Source organism: Pseudomonas sp. IT-P218, assembly GCF_949767605.1.
Lineage (GTDB): Bacteria > Pseudomonadota > Gammaproteobacteria > Pseudomonadales > Pseudomonadaceae > Aquipseudomonas > Aquipseudomonas putida_AE.
This window is the reverse complement of record NZ_CATKQQ010000096.1, coordinates 48,501-64,442: the sequence shown is the minus strand read 5'-3', so window position 1 is coordinate 64,442 and position 15,942 is coordinate 48,501. Positions and strand designations below refer to the sequence as shown.

Here is a 15,942-nt window from a genome sequence, read left to right as displayed (position 1 = left end):
ATGGTAGCGCATCCGGGTGGCAAGACAAGCCATAGGGTTTGCGGTATACAGATTGGCTATATATGGATCACGTGTTGCCGGAGCCGCAAATGTCCCTGAGACCACTCGTTTTGCTCAGTTTTTTCAGCCTGTTGGTCGCCTGCAGCAGCGATACACCCCAGCCGCAGCCGCCAACGCCAGGCCCTGCACCGGAACAGGCGCAGAAGAAAGCCCGGGAATCGGCGAACCTCGGCCCGCTGCCGGCCTATCAGCGCGAACTGAGCGGTACGCTGCAAGGTGTGCCGACAGGTGCTGAAGTGGAACTGGCGCTGCTGGTGATCGACGACAAAGACCGTCCACAGCAATTGCTCGCCAGTTCGAGCCTGATCGGCAACAACCAGGTACTGCCGTTTCACCTGCGCTTCAACCCGGATTCGTTCCCGGTCGGTGCCCGTGTGGAACTGCGTGGCCGCGCCAGCCAGTCCGGCCAGTTGATCCTGCATCTGCCGTCACAGCGGATTAGCCAGCCGACCACCCAGGCCCTGGGCCAGCTGCAATTCGTCAAAGCCCCATGAGTGCACCGCACGACCTGCAACAGGCCTTGGGGGAACTGCTGGGTGATGCGCGACTGGTTGCCTGTGAATTACCGGGGACCGACCTGAAGTTGTGGCTGATCGATGGCGACAACATGGATCGCGCGTTCAGCCCGGAAGAAACCCGGCGGATTCTGCACGAACCGCCGTACTGGAGCTTCTGCTGGGCCAGTGGCCTGGCGGTGGCGCGTTACCTCGCCGACTTCCCTGAGTGGGTCAAGGGCAAGCGCGTGCTGGATTTCGGCGCAGGCTCCGGCGTGGCCGGGATCGCCGCGGTGAAGGCCGGGGCGCTGGAAGTGGTGGCTTGCGACCTGGATCCGCTGGCGGTTGCCGCCTGTCGGGCGAATGCCGAGCTCAATGACGTACAGCTCGTTTACTCGACGGATTTTTTCGCCGAGGCCGATCGTTTCGATCTGATTCTGGTCGCGGATGTGCTGTACGACCGGGCGAACCTGCCACTGCTCGATGAGTTCCTGAGTCGTGGCAAGGAGGCTCTGGTGGCGGATTCGCGCGTTCGGGATTTTCGTCATCCGATGTATCAACGCATTGAAATGCTTGAAGCGATGACCTTGCCGGACCTGGCCGAGCCGGAAGAGTTTCGGCATGTGAGCCTCTACCACGCTCGGCGCGGCTGAAGCCGCTAAAAGATCGCAGCCTTCGGCAGCTCCTACGCGGGGATGCGGTTTAACCTGTAGGAGCTGCCGAAGGCTGCGATCTTTTGCGCCACGCCTTATAGTTCACCTATTCACGCTTTTACGAGATTGCCCATGAGTCAGCAAACGCCGTACATCTTCGACGCCACGACTGCCGATTTCGACCAGTCGGTGATCGAGAACTCCTTCCACAAACCGGTGCTGGTGGATTTCTGGGCCGAATGGTGTGCGCCCTGCAAGGTGCTGATGCCGATGCTGCAGACCATCGCCGAGAGCTATCAGGGCGAACTGCTGCTGGCCAAGGTCAACTGTGACCTCGAACAGGACATCGTCGCCCGTTTCGGTATTCGCAGCCTGCCGACCGTGGTGCTGTTCAAGGATGGCCAGCCGGTCGATGGTTTTGCCGGTGCCCAGCCGGAGTCGGCCGTGCGCGCGCTGCTCGAGCCCCATGTGCAAATGCCGCCACCGGCCGCCGCCGATCCGTTCGAACAGGCCCAGGCCTTGTTCGACGACAGCCGTTTCGCCGATGCCGAGGCCCTGCTCAAAGTGCTGCTGGGCGAAGACAACACCAACGCCAAGGCGCTGATTCTCTACGCCCGCTGCCTCACCGAGCGCGGTGAGCTGGGCGAAGCGCAAGCCGTGCTCGATGCGGTCAAGAGCGATGAGCACAAGGCCGCCCTGGCCGGCGCCAAGGCGCAGATCAAGTTCCTCGGCCAGGCCAAGGACTTGCCGGATGCCGCCGACTTGAAGGCTCGCCTGGCGAAAAACCCGCAGGACGATGAAGCGGTCTATCAGCTGGCCGTTCAACAACTGGCCCGCCAGCAATACGACGCGGCGCTGGATGGACTGCTCAAGCTGTTCATTCGCAATCGCAGCTACAGCGAGGGTCTGCCGCACAAGACCTTGCTGCAGGTGTTCGAACTGCTGGGTAACGATCATCCGCTGGTAACGACGTACCGTCGCAAGTTGTTTGCTGCGCTTTATTAAGATCAAAAGATCGCAGCCTCGCTTCGCTCGACAGCTCCTACAGGGGATATGCGTTGCCCTTGTAGGAGCTGCCGCAGGCTGCGATCTTTTGCGGTTTATTCGATCCAGTGGAAAATCGGCGTATCCGCGCCACTTTGCACCTTCACGTCCGGGCTATGCCGCAAGCGCACCAACAGGCGCTTGCCCGCCGCCGCACTGCCGGTCAGCCCTTCCAGTTGATCGAGTAATTGCGGCCCGCTCAATTGCCCGGCCTTGCGCAGCAGATCTTTGGCGACCTGCCACAGCGCATCGTCCTGATTCAGCGGTTTCGCCACTGGCGCAGCACTGACCTCGGTTTTTTCCACTTTCAACTGCGCACCCAGCCTTGCCCAGTCGGCGTCATCCATCTCCAGCGTCAAATCCACCGGCCAGTCGCCGATGCTTCCGCGAATTCGCAACATGAGTCAGCTCCCGAACATTTCTTCGCACCCATGCTCCCACGGGGCTTGTGCAACGCCAAGCAGGCAGTCACACTCTGCGCGTCATGTTATAAGATTACATAACATTTCTTTCATCTTGTCTTTCGGAGACTCGCCATGCGTCACCTGCTTCTCGCTCTGCCGTTTGCCTTGTTGCCGCTGGCTGGCGTTCACGCCGCTGACGAACATGATCACGACCATGAGCACGGCAGCCTTGGCGCCCATGAGCACGGTGTCGGGCGCCTGAACGCGGCACTGGATGGCCTGACCCTGGAGCTGGAGCTGGAGCTGGACAGTCCGGCGATGAACCTGGTGGGCTTTGAGCACGTCGCCGCAACCGATGCCGACAAAGCCAAGGTCGCTGCGACCCGCGCTCGCCTTGAGCAACCGCTGGCGCTGTTCAGCCTGCCGAAAGCCGCCGGTTGCGTGGTGGAAAACCAGGAGCTGGAAAGCCCGTTGTTTGGCGACACGCCAGAGGCCGACGATGAACACCACCATGACCACAGTGAAATCCACGCCCGCTACCAATTCACCTGCGTCACGCCGGGCGCGCTGAAGACCCTGGATCTGGCGAATATCTTCAACAGCTTCCCGGCGACCCGGAAAATTCAGGTACAACTGATCGGCCCGAGCGGGCAGCAAGGGGTTGAAGTGACGGCCAAGGCTGCCTCCCTCAAGTTCTGATCCACCGCACAACCAATGTGGGAGCGGGCTTGCTCGCGAAGGCAGTGTGTCATGCAACATAGATGTCGACTGACACTCCGCCTTCGCGAGCAAGCCCGCTCCCACAGGATAATCAACACCCATGAAATCGGCGCCATGACCCAAGCACTCATCGAATTGTCCGACCTGAGCTTCAGCTGGCCCGGTCACCCGCCGCTGCTGGATATCCCGGCGTTTCGCCTTTCGCCTGGGGAAACCCTGTTCCTCAAGGGCCCCAGCGGTAGCGGCAAGACCACCCTGCTGGGCCTGCTCGGCGGCGTGCAGAAGCCCGATCGTGGCAGCATCCGCCTGCTTGGCCAGGAGCTAACGGAACTGTCGGCCGGCGCCCGCGATCACTTTCGTGTCGATCACACTGGCTACATCTTCCAGCAGTTCAATCTGCTGCCGTTTCTGTCGGTGCGCGAGAACGTCGAACTGCCCTGCCACTTCTCGAAACTGCGCGCCGAGCGGGCGAAGCAGCGCCACGGCAGCATCGACCAGGCCGCCGCCACCCTGCTCGCCCATCTGGGTTTGAAGGATGACAACATCCTCGCGCGCCGCGCCGACTCCCTGTCCATCGGCCAGCAACAACGGGTGGCCGCCGCGCGCGCGTTGATCGGTCAGCCGGAACTGGTGATCGCCGACGAGCCGACCTCGGCCCTCGACTACGACGCCCGGGAGAACTTCATTCGCCTGCTGTTCGCCGAATGCCGCGAGGCCGGCTCGAGCCTGTTGTTCGTCAGCCATGACCAGAGCCTGGCGCCGCTGTTCGATCGCAACCTGTCGCTGGCCGAACTCAATCGCGCCGCCACCCCGTCCGAGGTCTGAGATGTATCTGTTCCGTCTAGCCATGGCCAGCCTGGCTAACCGCCGTTTCACCGCGATCCTCACCGCGTTCGCCATCGCCCTGTCGGTGTGCCTGCTGCTGGCTGTGGAACGGGTGCGCACCGAGGCCAAGGCCAGTTTCGCCAGCACCATCAGCGGCACCGACCTGATCGTCGGCGCGCGCTCCGGCTCGGTCAACCTGCTGCTGTACTCGGTATTCCGCATCGGCAACGCCACCAACAACATCCGCTGGGACAGCTTCGAACACTTCGCCAGCAACCCGAAAGTGAAGTGGGCCATTCCGATGTCCCTTGGCGATTCCCATCGCGGCTATCGCGTGATGGGCACCACCGGGGCGTACTTCGAACACTACCAGTACGGCCGCCAGCAACACCTGGAACTGGCCGATGGTCGTGCTTTCGCCAGCGACCCGTTCGAAGTGGTGCTCGGTGCTGAAGTCGCGGACGCGCTGCACTACAAACTCGGCGACAAGCTGGTGCTGGCCCACGGCGTGGCCGTGATCAGCCTGGTCAAGCATGACGACAAGCCATTTACCGTGGTCGGCATTCTCAAGCGCACCGGCACCCCGGTGGACCGCACGCTGCACATCAGCCTCGGTGGCATGGAAGCCATTCACGTTGATTGGCACAACGGCGTGCCGGCCCGGGGCAACGGGCGGGTCAGCGCCGATCAGGCGCGCAACATGGACCTGACACCCCAGGCGATCACCGCGTTCATGCTCGGCCTCAACAGCAAGATCTCGACCTTCGCCCTGCAGCGCGAGATCAACGAATTCCGTGGCGAACCGATGCTGGCGATCCTGCCGGGCGTTGCGCTGCAAGAGTTGTGGAGCTTGATGAGCACGGCGGAAAAGGCCCTGTTCGTGGTGTCGCTGTTCGTCGTGCTGACCGGCTTGATCGGCATGCTCACGGCGATTCTCACCAGTCTCAACGAACGTCGGCGGGAGATGGCGATCCTGCGATCGGTGGGCGCGCGGCCCTGGCACATCGCGACGCTGCTGGTGCTCGAGGCGTTTGCCCTGGCGGTGGCCGGTGTGGTGGCCGGCGTGGCATTGCTCTACGTCTGTATCGCGGCAGCCCAGGGTTACGTGCAAGCCAATTACGGCCTGTTTCTGCCGCTGGCGTGGCCGAGCGAATATGAATGGACGCTACTCGGTGGCATCCTGATCGCTGCGTTGCTGATGGGCAGCGTGCCTGCCTGGCGCGCCTATCGCCAATCCCTGGCCGATGGCCTGTCGATCCGTTTATGAGGACGTTGAAATGCCCCGCGCTGTCTTTGCGCTGTTGATGCTGGTCGCCCTGCCGTTGTGGGCGGCCGAGCCGAAAGAGCTGACCTGGTCGGAAATGATCCCGCCGGATGCGGCACCGGAAGTGCCGAACATGACGCCGCTGCACGACCTGTCGAAGCTCAGCGATGCACTGTCCGCCGAATCGGCGCCTGCAGCGAAACAGGACATGCCCAACGCCCCGGTGGTCAAGGCCCTCGACGGGCAGAACATTCGTTTGCCGGGCTACATCGTGCCGCTGGAAGTGAGTGAAGACGGTCGTACCACGGACTTTCTGCTGGTGCCGTATTTCGGCGCCTGCATCCACGTACCGCCACCGCCTTCGAACCAGATCGTGCACGTCAAAAGTGAAGTCGGCGTGAAGCTCGACGAGCTGTATCAGCCTTACTGGATCGAGGGGCCGATGCAGGTCAAGCCGTCCACCAGTGAGCTGGCGGATGCCGGGTACCAGATGGAGGCGGACAAGATCTACCTGTATGAATTGCCGGAGTGAACCCGGGAGTCGTGTGTTGTCTGGTCGATAGTCATCGCCAGCAGGCTGGCTCCCACAAGGATCGGCGACTCCCTGTGGGAGCCAGTCTGCTGGCGATGAGGCCATCATGAACACCACAAAAACCAAACCCATCACGATTTCATTGAGCTGCATCAAAAGACCGAATCGTTAGCCGCCTTACCATTGGACATCGAAGATTTTTAACGTCCTCTGGAGCCCCCCATGAACAAGTCCTTGCTCGGTGCCTCGCTGGTAGCGCTGGCGCTTGCAGCCCCGTTCGCCCACGCCCACGAAGCCGGTGACATCATCCTTCGTGCCGGTGCGATTACCGTCAACCCGGAGGCCGACAGTTCCTCGGTCAAGGTCGATCAGGGTCCGCTGAGCGGCGCCGACCTGGGTGGCAAGGCGACCATGAGCAGCGACACGCAACTGGGTCTGAACGTTGCCTACATGATCACCAACAACTGGGGTATCGAACTGCTCGCGGCCACGCCGTTCGAGCACGACGTCAAGCTCAAGGGCACCGCCCTGGGTGCGGCCAACGGCAAACTCGGTACGCTGAAACACCTGCCACCGACCCTCAGCATCGTGTACTACCCGCTGGATGCCAAATCCGACTTCCAGCCGTACCTCGGCGCCGGTATCAATTACACCTGGATCTACGACGAGCATGTCGGCAGCGAAGCCCAGGCCAACGGCTTCAGCAACTTCAAGGCAGAAAACTCCTGGGGCATGGCGTTCCAGGTCGGTGCCGACTACATGCTGACCGACAACGTGATGATCAACGCCCAGGTGCGTTACATTGACATCGATACCCGCGCGACCGTGGAAAACGACGCCGTGGCGCCGGGCACCCGGGCACGGGTGAACGTGGATGTCGATCCGTTCATCTACATGGTCGGTCTGGGTTACAAGTTCTAAGTATTCACGTGGTGGTGGATTGGTCGCTCCCTTGCCCAATGGACGGGAACGATCAGTAACAAAAAAAGGCGCCTCTACAGGCGCCTTTTTCTATTGTCCCAGCAACCGTGCCAGCCCGACGCTCAACGGCGTCGGCTCGGGCGCCCGGAAGCGCTCCAGCAGACGCTGGTTGTTGGCCCGCGAATGACGAATGTCACCTGAGCGCGCCGGGCCGTAGCTCACCGGTGGCAGCTTGCCAACCACGACTTCAAGGGCCGCCAGCATCTGCTTGAGACTGGTCGCCTGGTTCCAGCCGACGTTGACCGCGCCCTCTTCCACCTGGGGTTTCTCGATGGCCTGCACCAGCAGATCGACCAGATCCTCGACGTAGAGAAAGTCCCGCGTCTGCTCGCCGTCGCCAAACACCGTGATCGGCAGGCCTTTCTGTGCGCGCTCGCTGAAAATGCTGATGACCCCGGAGTACGGCGAGGACGGATCCTGGCGCGGGCCGAAGATGTTGAAGAAGCGGAAAATCACCGGCTCCAGCCCATGCTCGCGCCGGTAGAAATCGAAGTATTGCTCGCTCGCCAGCTTGTCCACCGCGTAGGGCGTCAACGGCGCCTTGGGCGTGTCTTCATCGATTGACTCGCCCTCGCCATTGTTGCCATACACCGCGGCGCTGGAGGCGAACAGCACGCGCTTGACGCCCGCCTGGCGCATGGCTTCGCAGACATTCAGCGAGCCGATGAAGTTGCTCTGGTGGGTCTTCACGGGATTGTCCACTGACGCCTGTACCGACGCCACGGCCGCCAGGTGCGCCACGGCGCTGCAACCAGTCATCGCACGGGCGACCAGGGCGGCATCGGCAACGTCGCCGACGATCAGCTCGACCTTGGGATTGTCCAGCGGCAGGTTGCTGCGTTTACCGGTGGATAGGTCATCCAGAATCCGTACCGAATAGCCCTTGGCGAGCAAGGCATCGGTGAGATGGGAGCCGATGAATCCGGCACCCCCGGTAATGAGAACGGGGCGATCAACCATGACGATAGAACCTGTCCAGAAGGCTCGGAAGGGCCGCACGCCAGGCGCGTGGCTTGATTCCGAAGGTGTGCAGAATTTTCTTGCAGGCCAGTACCGCGTGTTGCGGTTCTTCCGCGGCGTCCGGGCGCGCGGCGTGGGCCTGGGCGGTCGGCGCTTCGATGGCCAGCGGGTGCAGGGCGCGGGCTTCGGTGAGAATCGCTTGGCCCAGGGCCAGCGGCGTGGTCGCCTCATGCCCGGCGTAGTGGTAGGTGCCCCACAGCGGCGCGCTGCAGTCGAGTTGCTTGAGTACCGAAATGATCACCCGGGCCGCGTCGTCCACCGGTGTCGGATTGCCCCGGCGGTCGTCGGCCAACAGCAGTTCCTCGGGTTGCTCGGCGCGGCCGAGGAAACGCCCGAGGGTGCCGTCAGGACTGTCATCGAGCAGCCAGCCGAAACGCAACAGCACGTGTTGCGGGCAGGTGGCGCGCACGCTTTGCTCGATCCGCCACAAGGCCTGGCCTCGCAGGCCCAGCGGCAGCGGTTCGTCTTTTTCGCTGTAGGCGGTCGCCCGGGAGCCGTCGAACACGCGATAGCTCGAGGGTTGCACCAGGACGATGTTGTGATGCTGGCACAGTTCGGCCAGGCGCTCGATGGCCCGCTCCTGCCCGGCCAGGCGCTGTTCACTGACCGTCTCCGCCTGGAACCAGTCAAAGTAGTAGGCGAGGTTGATCAACGCGTCCGGGCGGGTGTCGTCGAGCAGTTGCGTCAGGCTCGCGGCATCCCAGCCGTCCTGTGGTGGGCGGGGGGCGAGGAAACCGATGTCTTCCTCCGCACCGAGGCGAATCAGCGCCTGCCCAAGGGCATTTCCGCCGCCCAGTAACATAAGGCGCATTCGCATAGAGTCAGCAGGCCCAGTCTGATTGGAACGATGGCTGTATCGACACCGCCCGCGGGCGATGTCATCGATAGTTGCCGGAATCGTTGCATTTTGCGGGTTTAGTGCGCAACCGTCATCCGTAAAGTGTAGATGTGCGGGATTTGTGATGCTGCTGGCCCTGAAGGTTGGCGAAGATTTTGAGTGGTACTTGCATCTTCGCGCCCTCACCCGCATAAATCAGAATATGAACCTGCCCATCCCCGCCGACAGTGCCCTGGCCGGCTTCCACCCCGCCGTCAGCGCCTGGTTCAGCAACAAATTCGCGACGGTCACCGCCGCCCAGGCCCGGGCGTGGCCGCTGATCCGCCAGCGCCGCTCGACCCTGATCGCCGCCCCCACCGGTTCCGGCAAGACCCTCACCGCCTTCCTCGCCGTGATCGACGACCTGGTTCACCGTGGCCTGGAAAACTCCCAAGGCCTGCCAAACGAAACCCTGGTGGTCTACGTCTCGCCGCTCAAGGCGCTGTCCAACGACATCCAGATCAACCTGCAAGACCCATTGGCCGGCATCACCGAACAGTTGCGGCGGATGGGCCTGCCCGAGCTGCGGATCAGCACCGCCGTGCGCACCGGCGACACACCGCAAAAAGACCGCTCGGCGATGCGCAAGACCGCGCCGCACATTCTGGTCACCACCCCGGAATCGCTTTACGTGCTGCTCGGTTCCGACTCCGGGCGGCAGATGCTCAGCACCACCGGCACGGTGATCGTTGATGAAATCCACGCCATCGCCGCCAGCAAGCGCGGCAGCCACCTGGCGCTGAGCCTCGAGCGTTTGCAGGCACTGTGCGCCGAACCGCTGGTGCGCATCGGCCTGTCGGCCACGCAAAAACCCATTGAGGCGGTGTCGCGCTTTCTGGTCGGTCGTGATCGACCCTGCGAGATCGTCGATATCGGCCACGCCCGCCCACGTGACCTGGACATCGAAGTGCCGCCCGTGCCGCTATCGGCAGTGATGGCCAACGATGTCTGGGAACTGGTCTATGACCGACTTGCCGCCCTCGCCCGCGCACACCGCACCACGCTGGTGTTCGTCAACACCCGACGTCTCGCCGAGCGCCTGAGCCGCCACCTGAGCGAACGCCTGGGCAAGGACGCGGTGGCCGCCCACCACGGCAGCCTGGCCAAGGAGTTTCGCCTGGACGCCGAACAGCGGCTCAAGCGTGGCGAATTGCAAGTGTTGATTGCCACCGCGTCGCTTGAGCTGGGCATCGACATTGGCGATGTCGACCTGGTGTGCCAGATCGCCTCGCCGCGTTCGATTGCCGGCTTTTTGCAAAGGGTTGGTCGCTCCGGGCACCAGGTCGGCGGCACCCCCAAGGGCCGCCTGTTTGCTACCACCCGCGACGACCTGATCGAATGCGTCGCGCTGCTCGACTGCGTGCGCCGGGGCGAGCTCGACACCCTGCTGATCCCCGAAGCGCCGCTGGACGTCCTGGCGCAACAGATCATCGCCGAAGTCAGTTGCCAGGAATGGCCGGAGCAGGCGCTGCTGGAATTGTTCCGCAACGCCTCGCCCTACAGCAGGCTCGACGAAAAACACTATCAGGCGCTACTGCAGATGCTCGCCGAGGGCTTCGACGGGCGCCAGGGCATCCGCAGTGCCTATCTGCATCGTGACGCCGTGAGCCGCACCCTGCGCGGTCGCAGGGGCGCCAAGCTGACGGCGGTGACCAGCGGCGGGACCATCCCCGACAATGCCGACTACAGCGTTCTGCTCGAGCCACAAGGCCTGAACATCGGCAGCGTCAACGAAGACTTCGCGGTGGAGAGCATTGCCGGGGATGTGTTCCAGCTGGGCAATACCTCGTACCGGATCCTGCGGGTCGACACCGGCAAGGTCCGGGTGGAGGATGCTCAGGGTCAGCCGCCGACCATTCCGTTCTGGCTCGGCGAGGCTCCGGGGCGTAGCGCCGAACTGTCGTTTGCCGTGGCGCGCTTGCAGGCCCAGCTCGATACTCTGCTGGGCGCGACGCCGGGTAACTTGCAGCCTGCCCTCGATTGGCTGACGCAGACCCTGGGCCTGAACCTGGCCAGCGCCGAACAACTGGTGGAATACCTGGCCCGCGCACGGCAGACACTGGGCGCGTTGCCGTCGCAAGACACCTTGCTGATGGAGCGCTTCTTCGACGAGTCCGGTGGCACCCAGCTGGTTATCCACAGCCCGTTCGGCAGTCGCATCAACCGCGCCTGGGGCCTGGCCTTGCGCAAACGCTTCTGTCGCACCTTCAACTTCGAGTTGCAGGCCGCCGCGAGCGAGGACGCCATCGTGTTGTCGCTGTCCTCCAGCCACAGCTTTGAGCTGGCTGATGTGTGGCGCTACCTGCACAGCAACACCGCTGAGCACATCCTGATCCAGGCCGTGCTCGATGCCCCGTTGTTTGGCGTGCGCTGGCGCTGGAATGCCGGTGTGGCGCTGGCGCTGCCGCGCTTTCGCGGCGGGCGCAAGGTGCCGCCGCAGATCCAGCGGATGAAAAGCGAAGACCTCACCGCCAGCGTGTTCCCCGACCAGATTGCCTGCGTGGAAAACCTCGTGGGCGAGCGCGACATTCCCGACCATCCGCTGGTGGAGCAGACCCTCGACGATTGCCTGCACGATGCCATGGACAGCAACGGCTGGTTGGCCCTCCTGCGGCGCATGGAACGCGGCGAGGTCCGCCTGATCAGCCGCGACCTGCCCGCGCCCTCGCCCCTGGCCGCGGAAATCCTCAGCGCCAGGCCCTACACCTTTCTCGACGATGCGCCCCTGGAGGAACGCCGCACGCAGGCGGTGCTCAACCGCCGCTGGAGCGAGCCGCAGTCCACTGACGACCTGGGCGCGCTGGACGCCGACGCCATTGACGCCGTGCGGGAAGAGGCCTGGCCCACGCCCGGCAATGTCGATGAGATGCACGAGACCTTGATGAGCCTGGCCTGCATCACCGACGCCGAGGCCAGCGCCAACCCGCATTGGCTGGAATGGTTGAATGCCCTGGCTGACAGCGGCCGAGCCTGCCGCATCAACCAATCACTGTGGCTGGCGCTGGAACGGCTGACGTGCCTGCAGGCGATTTATCCACAAGCGGATCGGACTCCACCCTTGCAGGCTCTGCCGGGTTTCGATCTGGCCTGGACGCCGGACGACGCCGTCGTAGAAGTGATTCGAGCGCGGCTCAGCGCCTTTGGTCCATTGCCGATGCAGGCGATTGCCGCCCCCCTCGAATTGCCCGCTCTGAAAGTCACCCAGGCATTGGCGCACCTGGAACGCGAAGGCTATGTGCTGCGCGGGCGCTTCACCCCAGGCAATACCGAAGAAGAATGGTGTGAGCGACATTTGCTGGCGCGGATTCATCGCTACACCGTCAAGCGCCTGCGCCGGGAAATCGAGCCCGTGGCCTTGCAGGATTTCATGCGCTTCCTGTTCGACTGGCAGCACCTGTCCAACGCCACCCGTGGCCAGGGCAGCACGGTGCTGCCGGCGATCGTCGCCCAGTTCGAAGGCTACCCCGCCGCCGCGTCGGCCTGGGACAGCGACCTTTTGCCCGCGCGGATCAAGGACTATTCGCCCACCTGGCTCGATGAGGCGTGCCGTAGCGGCAAACTGGTCTGGAGCCGACTGACTGCGCGCAACCGCAGCACCGGCACCGCCCTGCGCAGTACACCGATCGTGCTGTTGCCGCGTAATCGGGTCGGACTCTGGAGCGACTTGACCGAGCAAACGCCGGTCAGCGAACTGTCGCCCAAGACACAGAAGGTACACGCCGCCCTCAGCCAGCACGGCGCGCTGTTTTTCGATGAGCTGATTCACGAAGCCCACCTGCTGCGCGCGGAGCTGGAAATCGCCCTGCAGGAGCTGGTGGGTGCGGGGCTGGTGAACGCCGACAGTTTTGCCGGCCTGCGGGCGCTGATCACACCGGCCAGCAAGCGCCAGCAGCGTAGCAGCCGACGCGGACGCGGGGCCTTTGTCGGCGGCATGGACGACGCCGGGCGCTGGGCGCTGTTGCGACGCGCAGTGACCGCGCCGGTTGTGGATAACCCGCGACCGACGCCAACGCCCGCCGACACCTTGGAACACATCGCCATGACCTTGTTGCGCCGCTACGGCGTGGTGTTCTGGCGCTTGCTGGAGCGTGAGGCCGATTGGCTGCCGAGCTGGCGGGAATTGCTGCGCACCTTCCATCGGCTGGAAGCGCGGGGTGAGATTCGTGGCGGACGTTTTGTCAGTGGCTTGGCGGGCGAGCAATTCGCGCTGCCGGAGGCGATTCCATTGCTGCGCGAAGTCCGCCGCCGACCCCATGACGGCAGCTTGGTCGCGGTGTGCGGGGTCGATCCGCTGAACCTTGCCGGCACCCTGTTGCCCGGTGCGAAAGTGCCGGCGCTGGCGAGCAATCGGCTGGTGTATCGCGATGGTTTACCGGCAGCGGCGGAGATTGCGGGCAAGAAGCATGTGTGGCTGGAGCTGGAGCATCAGGCCATGGTTGAAGTGCAGAGCAAGCTGATCCGGCATTAGGGTTGCCTGCGCCGGCCCCATCGCCAGCAGGCTAGCTCCCACTGGACCGGTGTTCACAGATCCATTGTGGGAGCCAGCCTGCTGGCGATGGGGCCATAACAGCCGCCAAATTTATTGAGGCCGTGGCCGATCCGGCATCAACACCGCCGCATGTTCCGGCTCAGCCGCCCCATCATGCACAGGCTCCGCCGCCGGCCCCTGCACTAAAACCTGCTGTGGATAAGTCTGCGCGAAATGCACCCACGGACTGTTATCCACAAGCTTTTTCAACCGCTGGTTGAACGCCCGGCTCACCGCATATTGCCCGCCCGACACGGTGCGAAATTGTGCCGTCAGCACTACGCCATTGAGGTCCATCCTGTCGACGCCGAACACATCCAGTGGCCCTTGCAGGTTGTACCGCAGGAACGGGTCTTCACTGATCGAATGCCCCGCCTCGCGAATCAGTTCGATGGCCTTGTCGACATCGGTGTCATAGGTGAACTGCACGGAGAAGAACGCATAGGCAAACTGCCGTGATTGGTTGGTCACGGCCTTGATCTGGCCAAAGGGCACCGAGTGCACGAAGCCCTTGCCGTCGCGCAGGCGCAAGGTGCGGATGGTCAGGCCTTCGACCGTGCCGGCATGCCCGGAATCGAGCACCACCCAGTCACCGATCGACAGGGTGTCTTCGATGATGATGAACAACCCGGTAATTACGTCCTGCACCAGTTGCTGGGAGCCAAAACCGATGGCCAGGCCAATGACCCCGGCACCGGCCAGGAAAGGCGCGACATTGATGCCAAGATTGGCCATGGTGGTGATGGCGCAGATCACCACCAGAATGATTTTGATCGCATTGCGCAGCAACGGCAGGATGGTCTTGATACGCGTACTCGGCTGGCGTGCCCCGCGTTTGCTGGCCGGAGGTTTCAGGGCCTCCTGGATCGCCGTGTCGAGCACCACCCAGACCATCCAGGTCACCAGGAAGATCAGGCCGATATGACTCAAGGAGTCACTGATCGCCCGTCCCACGGCATTGCTGACCGCAAAATCGAACAGCGACACGCCCCAGATTCGTCCGAGGATATCGATGAACACGATGGCCATGGCGATGCGCAACAACGCGTGGGAGAGGCTCAGGAAGCGTTCCTTGTAGGCGCCACTGCGGCGCACCTCGGACTCGCTGCGGGTCTTGAACAGGTGGTGCAGCGTCGTGCTGAGAAACACCGTCGCAATCAGCAACACCGTGGTGAACAGCGCGCTGCGCAGCACTTGCTGGTTGTCATCGCCAATGCCGATCAGGTTGATGACAGAGACCAGCACCATCAACAGGATCGGCCAGTACCAGAGCCCGGAAAAAATCCGCAGGGTTTCGCGCAACGCTGGCTGCGCCCGACGCTGGGCCAGCGGCAGGATACGGATCACCTGGGCGACCGGACGGCGCAGGCGGAACACCAGCAAACCAAAGGAAATCGAGGCCGCCAGCCCGGTAAATACAGCGATGCTGCTGGTGAGATTGTTCCCCAGTTGATGGGCGATCTGCGGGCTGGTCAAGGCGTCGCTCAGGGCGACCAGGAAACCAATCGCGAACAGCGGTCGTGGGCTGTCCTGGCGAATGATCTGCACCGCCCGGCGTTTGTGACCGACATTGAACAGCACCACCAGGGACATCACCAACGACGAAGCGAACACGCCACTGCTGGTGGCATAGGCAAAACACAACGCCAGCGCCCTGCCGGCCGACACCGGCAATAACTGGCTGGCATAAATCGTCAACGGCAGGCTGATCACCGCGGGGATGCTGTAGGGCAAGACATAACCCAGCAAGGCCTGCCCACGCTCTCGGCTGAGCAGCACACGATGGCGGCACAGGCGTTCGGTCAAGAATTTGCCGAACATCCAGAGCAGGCCGAAGACACCCGCCCACACCGCCGTCAGCAGCAGGAAATCCCCCGCCACGCTCCAACTCGAACGGGTCGATGGGCGATTGACCAGTTGGTCTACCTCATCGGCCGCACGATCAGCGCGCAAACGCCAGGCGTCGAGCAGGTCCTTGTCGAGGTTGAGCTTGCTCTGGACGTCGTCGATGCTCGAACTGATGGCGCCCAGCAACCCGCCCTGGACCAAGGGTTCCGGGTGTGCCGCCGGTGTGGCGGCGGCCGGCACGCCCGGTATGGCCGCTGCCTGCAGTTCCTCGCTGCCGAAAAACAACAGCGCCCCCAGTAATATCGCTGTCTTGAGCCTGATCAAGGCATCCGCTCCTTTGGATAGGACTGTAAGGAACTGATCGAGAATTGCCGGACTAGTTCGCTGCTGGCCGGCAAATCCCCAGCAATCTTTGCGCTCAAGACAAATATCAAATGTTCATCCCTGTATTTTTACCATCGCCACCAGTCTAGTGCCCGAGGGAAAAGCCGCCAGCGCGATCATGTTCACCGGCCTGGTCGCAGGCCTCTGATCCCCCGTAGGAGCCGGCTTGCTGGCGATAGCGATATGTCGGTCACATCCATGTCGAATGTGCCGCCGCCATCGCCAGAAAGCCGGCTCCTACTGGTTTTGTGGTGACTTGTAAAACGTGACCGTCCGTAGCTCCATCGAAACTTTCGCCACTGCCCCAC

The 15,942-nt window shown here is 63.0% G+C and carries 13 protein-coding genes; 9 read left to right on the top strand and 4 right to left on the bottom strand.

All coding sequences use genetic code 11. The features are described 5' to 3' along the window. Positions 1-89: 89 nt before the first annotated feature. The 3 genes from ACM6I6_RS29420 to trxA all read left to right on the top strand — a co-directional run bounded on the left by ACM6I6_RS29420 (position 90) and on the right by trxA (position 2,212). Positions 90-554, top strand: a complete 465-nt coding sequence (locus ACM6I6_RS29420; RefSeq protein ID WP_414921156.1) for a YbaY family lipoprotein — start codon at positions 90-92, stop codon at positions 552-554. Further along, the gene (locus tag ACM6I6_RS29415; protein ID WP_406592088.1) at positions 551-1,207 is read left to right on the top strand and encodes a class I SAM-dependent methyltransferase; all 657 of its coding nucleotides are present in this window, start codon (positions 551-553) and stop codon (positions 1,205-1,207) included. Before ACM6I6_RS29420 ends, ACM6I6_RS29415 begins: the two co-directional genes overlap by 4 nt. Positions 1,208-1,339: 132 nt before the next feature. Beyond that, positions 1,340-2,212 carry a thioredoxin gene (gene trxA, locus ACM6I6_RS29410; protein WP_008065763.1) on the top strand — a complete coding sequence of 291 codons (873 nt, stop codon included), beginning with the start codon at positions 1,340-1,342 and terminating at the stop codon, positions 2,210-2,212. Between the two features lie 95 nt (positions 2,213-2,307). Here trxA and ACM6I6_RS29405 read toward each other — a convergent pair whose 3' ends face one another. Next, positions 2,308-2,652, bottom strand: coding sequence for a hypothetical protein (locus ACM6I6_RS29405; RefSeq protein ID WP_274074409.1), 345 nt, complete (start codon positions 2,650-2,652; stop codon positions 2,308-2,310). A gap of 135 nt (positions 2,653-2,787) precedes the next feature. Between ACM6I6_RS29405 and ACM6I6_RS29400 the strand changes: the two genes are divergently transcribed. The 5 genes from ACM6I6_RS29400 to ACM6I6_RS29380 all read left to right on the top strand — a co-directional run bounded on the left by ACM6I6_RS29400 (position 2,788) and on the right by ACM6I6_RS29380 (position 6,917). Continuing rightward, entirely contained in the window at positions 2,788-3,354 is a 567-nt protein-coding gene (locus tag ACM6I6_RS29400; RefSeq protein ID WP_414921155.1) for a DUF2796 domain-containing protein, read from the top strand. 135 nt (positions 3,355-3,489) lie between these two features. After that, entirely contained in the window at positions 3,490-4,200 is a 711-nt protein-coding gene (locus tag ACM6I6_RS29395) for an ABC transporter ATP-binding protein (RefSeq protein WP_323607768.1), read from the top strand. 1 nt (position 4,201) lies between these two features. Then, positions 4,202-5,467: an ABC transporter permease gene (locus tag ACM6I6_RS29390; protein ID WP_414921154.1), complete on the top strand. Its 1,266-nt coding sequence runs from the start codon at positions 4,202-4,204 to the stop codon at positions 5,465-5,467. A gap of 10 nt (positions 5,468-5,477) precedes the next feature. Then, positions 5,478-5,996 carry a DUF3299 domain-containing protein gene (locus ACM6I6_RS29385; RefSeq protein ID WP_274074405.1) on the top strand — a complete coding sequence of 173 codons (519 nt, stop codon included), beginning with the start codon at positions 5,478-5,480 and terminating at the stop codon, positions 5,994-5,996. A 222-nt stretch (positions 5,997-6,218) separates the two neighbouring features. Further along, entirely contained in the window at positions 6,219-6,917 is a 699-nt protein-coding gene (locus ACM6I6_RS29380) for an OmpW/AlkL family protein (protein ID WP_274074404.1), read from the top strand. 90 nt (positions 6,918-7,007) lie between these two features. Here ACM6I6_RS29380 and ACM6I6_RS29375 read toward each other — a convergent pair whose 3' ends face one another. Both ACM6I6_RS29375 and ACM6I6_RS29370 read right to left on the bottom strand, forming a co-directional pair. Beyond that, positions 7,008-7,937, bottom strand: coding sequence for an NAD-dependent epimerase/dehydratase family protein (locus ACM6I6_RS29375; protein WP_414921153.1), 930 nt, complete (start codon positions 7,935-7,937; stop codon positions 7,008-7,010). Further along, a complete protein-coding gene (locus tag ACM6I6_RS29370) occupies positions 7,930-8,814 on the bottom strand; it encodes a sugar nucleotide-binding protein (RefSeq protein WP_046815894.1) in 885 nt (294 codons plus the stop codon). The genes ACM6I6_RS29375 and ACM6I6_RS29370 overlap by 8 nt, the downstream gene beginning before the upstream one ends. A gap of 223 nt (positions 8,815-9,037) precedes the next feature. Here ACM6I6_RS29370 and ACM6I6_RS29365 point away from each other — a divergent pair, with 223 nt between their 5' ends. Continuing rightward, on the top strand, positions 9,038-13,342 hold the full coding sequence (locus tag ACM6I6_RS29365) for a DEAD/DEAH box helicase (protein ID WP_323607765.1): 4,305 nt from the start codon (positions 9,038-9,040) through the stop codon (positions 13,340-13,342). A 111-nt stretch (positions 13,343-13,453) separates the two neighbouring features. Here ACM6I6_RS29365 and ACM6I6_RS29360 read toward each other — a convergent pair whose 3' ends face one another. After that, positions 13,454-15,574, bottom strand: a complete 2,121-nt coding sequence (locus tag ACM6I6_RS29360) for a mechanosensitive ion channel family protein (protein ID WP_323607764.1) — start codon at positions 15,572-15,574, stop codon at positions 13,454-13,456. Positions 15,575-15,942 lie beyond the last annotated feature (368 nt).

Bases quoted from the DNA above. Each gene is read 5' to 3' on its own strand.
- ACM6I6_RS29380 (WP_274074404.1), top strand. From the start codon at position 6,219: ATGAACAAGTCCTTGCTCGGTGCCTCGCTGGTAGCGCTGGCGCTTGCA.
- trxA (WP_008065763.1), top strand. From the start codon at position 1,340: ATGAGTCAGCAAACGCCGTACATCTTCGACGCCACGACTGCCGATTTC.
- ACM6I6_RS29395 (WP_323607768.1), top strand. From the start codon at position 3,490: ATGACCCAAGCACTCATCGAATTGTCCGACCTGAGCTTCAGCTGGCCC.
- ACM6I6_RS29390 (WP_414921154.1), top strand. From the start codon at position 4,202: ATGTATCTGTTCCGTCTAGCCATGGCCAGCCTGGCTAACCGCCGTTTC.
- ACM6I6_RS29365 (WP_323607765.1), top strand. From the start codon at position 9,038: ATGAACCTGCCCATCCCCGCCGACAGTGCCCTGGCCGGCTTCCACCCC.
- ACM6I6_RS29415 (WP_406592088.1), top strand. From the start codon at position 551: ATGAGTGCACCGCACGACCTGCAACAGGCCTTGGGGGAACTGCTGGGT.
- ACM6I6_RS29405 (WP_274074409.1), bottom strand. From the start codon at position 2,652: ATGTTGCGAATTCGCGGAAGCATCGGCGACTGGCCGGTGGATTTGACG.
- ACM6I6_RS29420 (WP_414921156.1), top strand. From the start codon at position 90: ATGTCCCTGAGACCACTCGTTTTGCTCAGTTTTTTCAGCCTGTTGGTC.
- ACM6I6_RS29400 (WP_414921155.1), top strand. From the start codon at position 2,788: ATGCGTCACCTGCTTCTCGCTCTGCCGTTTGCCTTGTTGCCGCTGGCT.
- ACM6I6_RS29385 (WP_274074405.1), top strand. From the start codon at position 5,478: ATGCCCCGCGCTGTCTTTGCGCTGTTGATGCTGGTCGCCCTGCCGTTG.
- ACM6I6_RS29370 (WP_046815894.1), bottom strand. From the start codon at position 8,814: ATGCGAATGCGCCTTATGTTACTGGGCGGCGGAAATGCCCTTGGGCAG.
- ACM6I6_RS29375 (WP_414921153.1), bottom strand. From the start codon at position 7,937: ATGGTTGATCGCCCCGTTCTCATTACCGGGGGTGCCGGATTCATCGGC.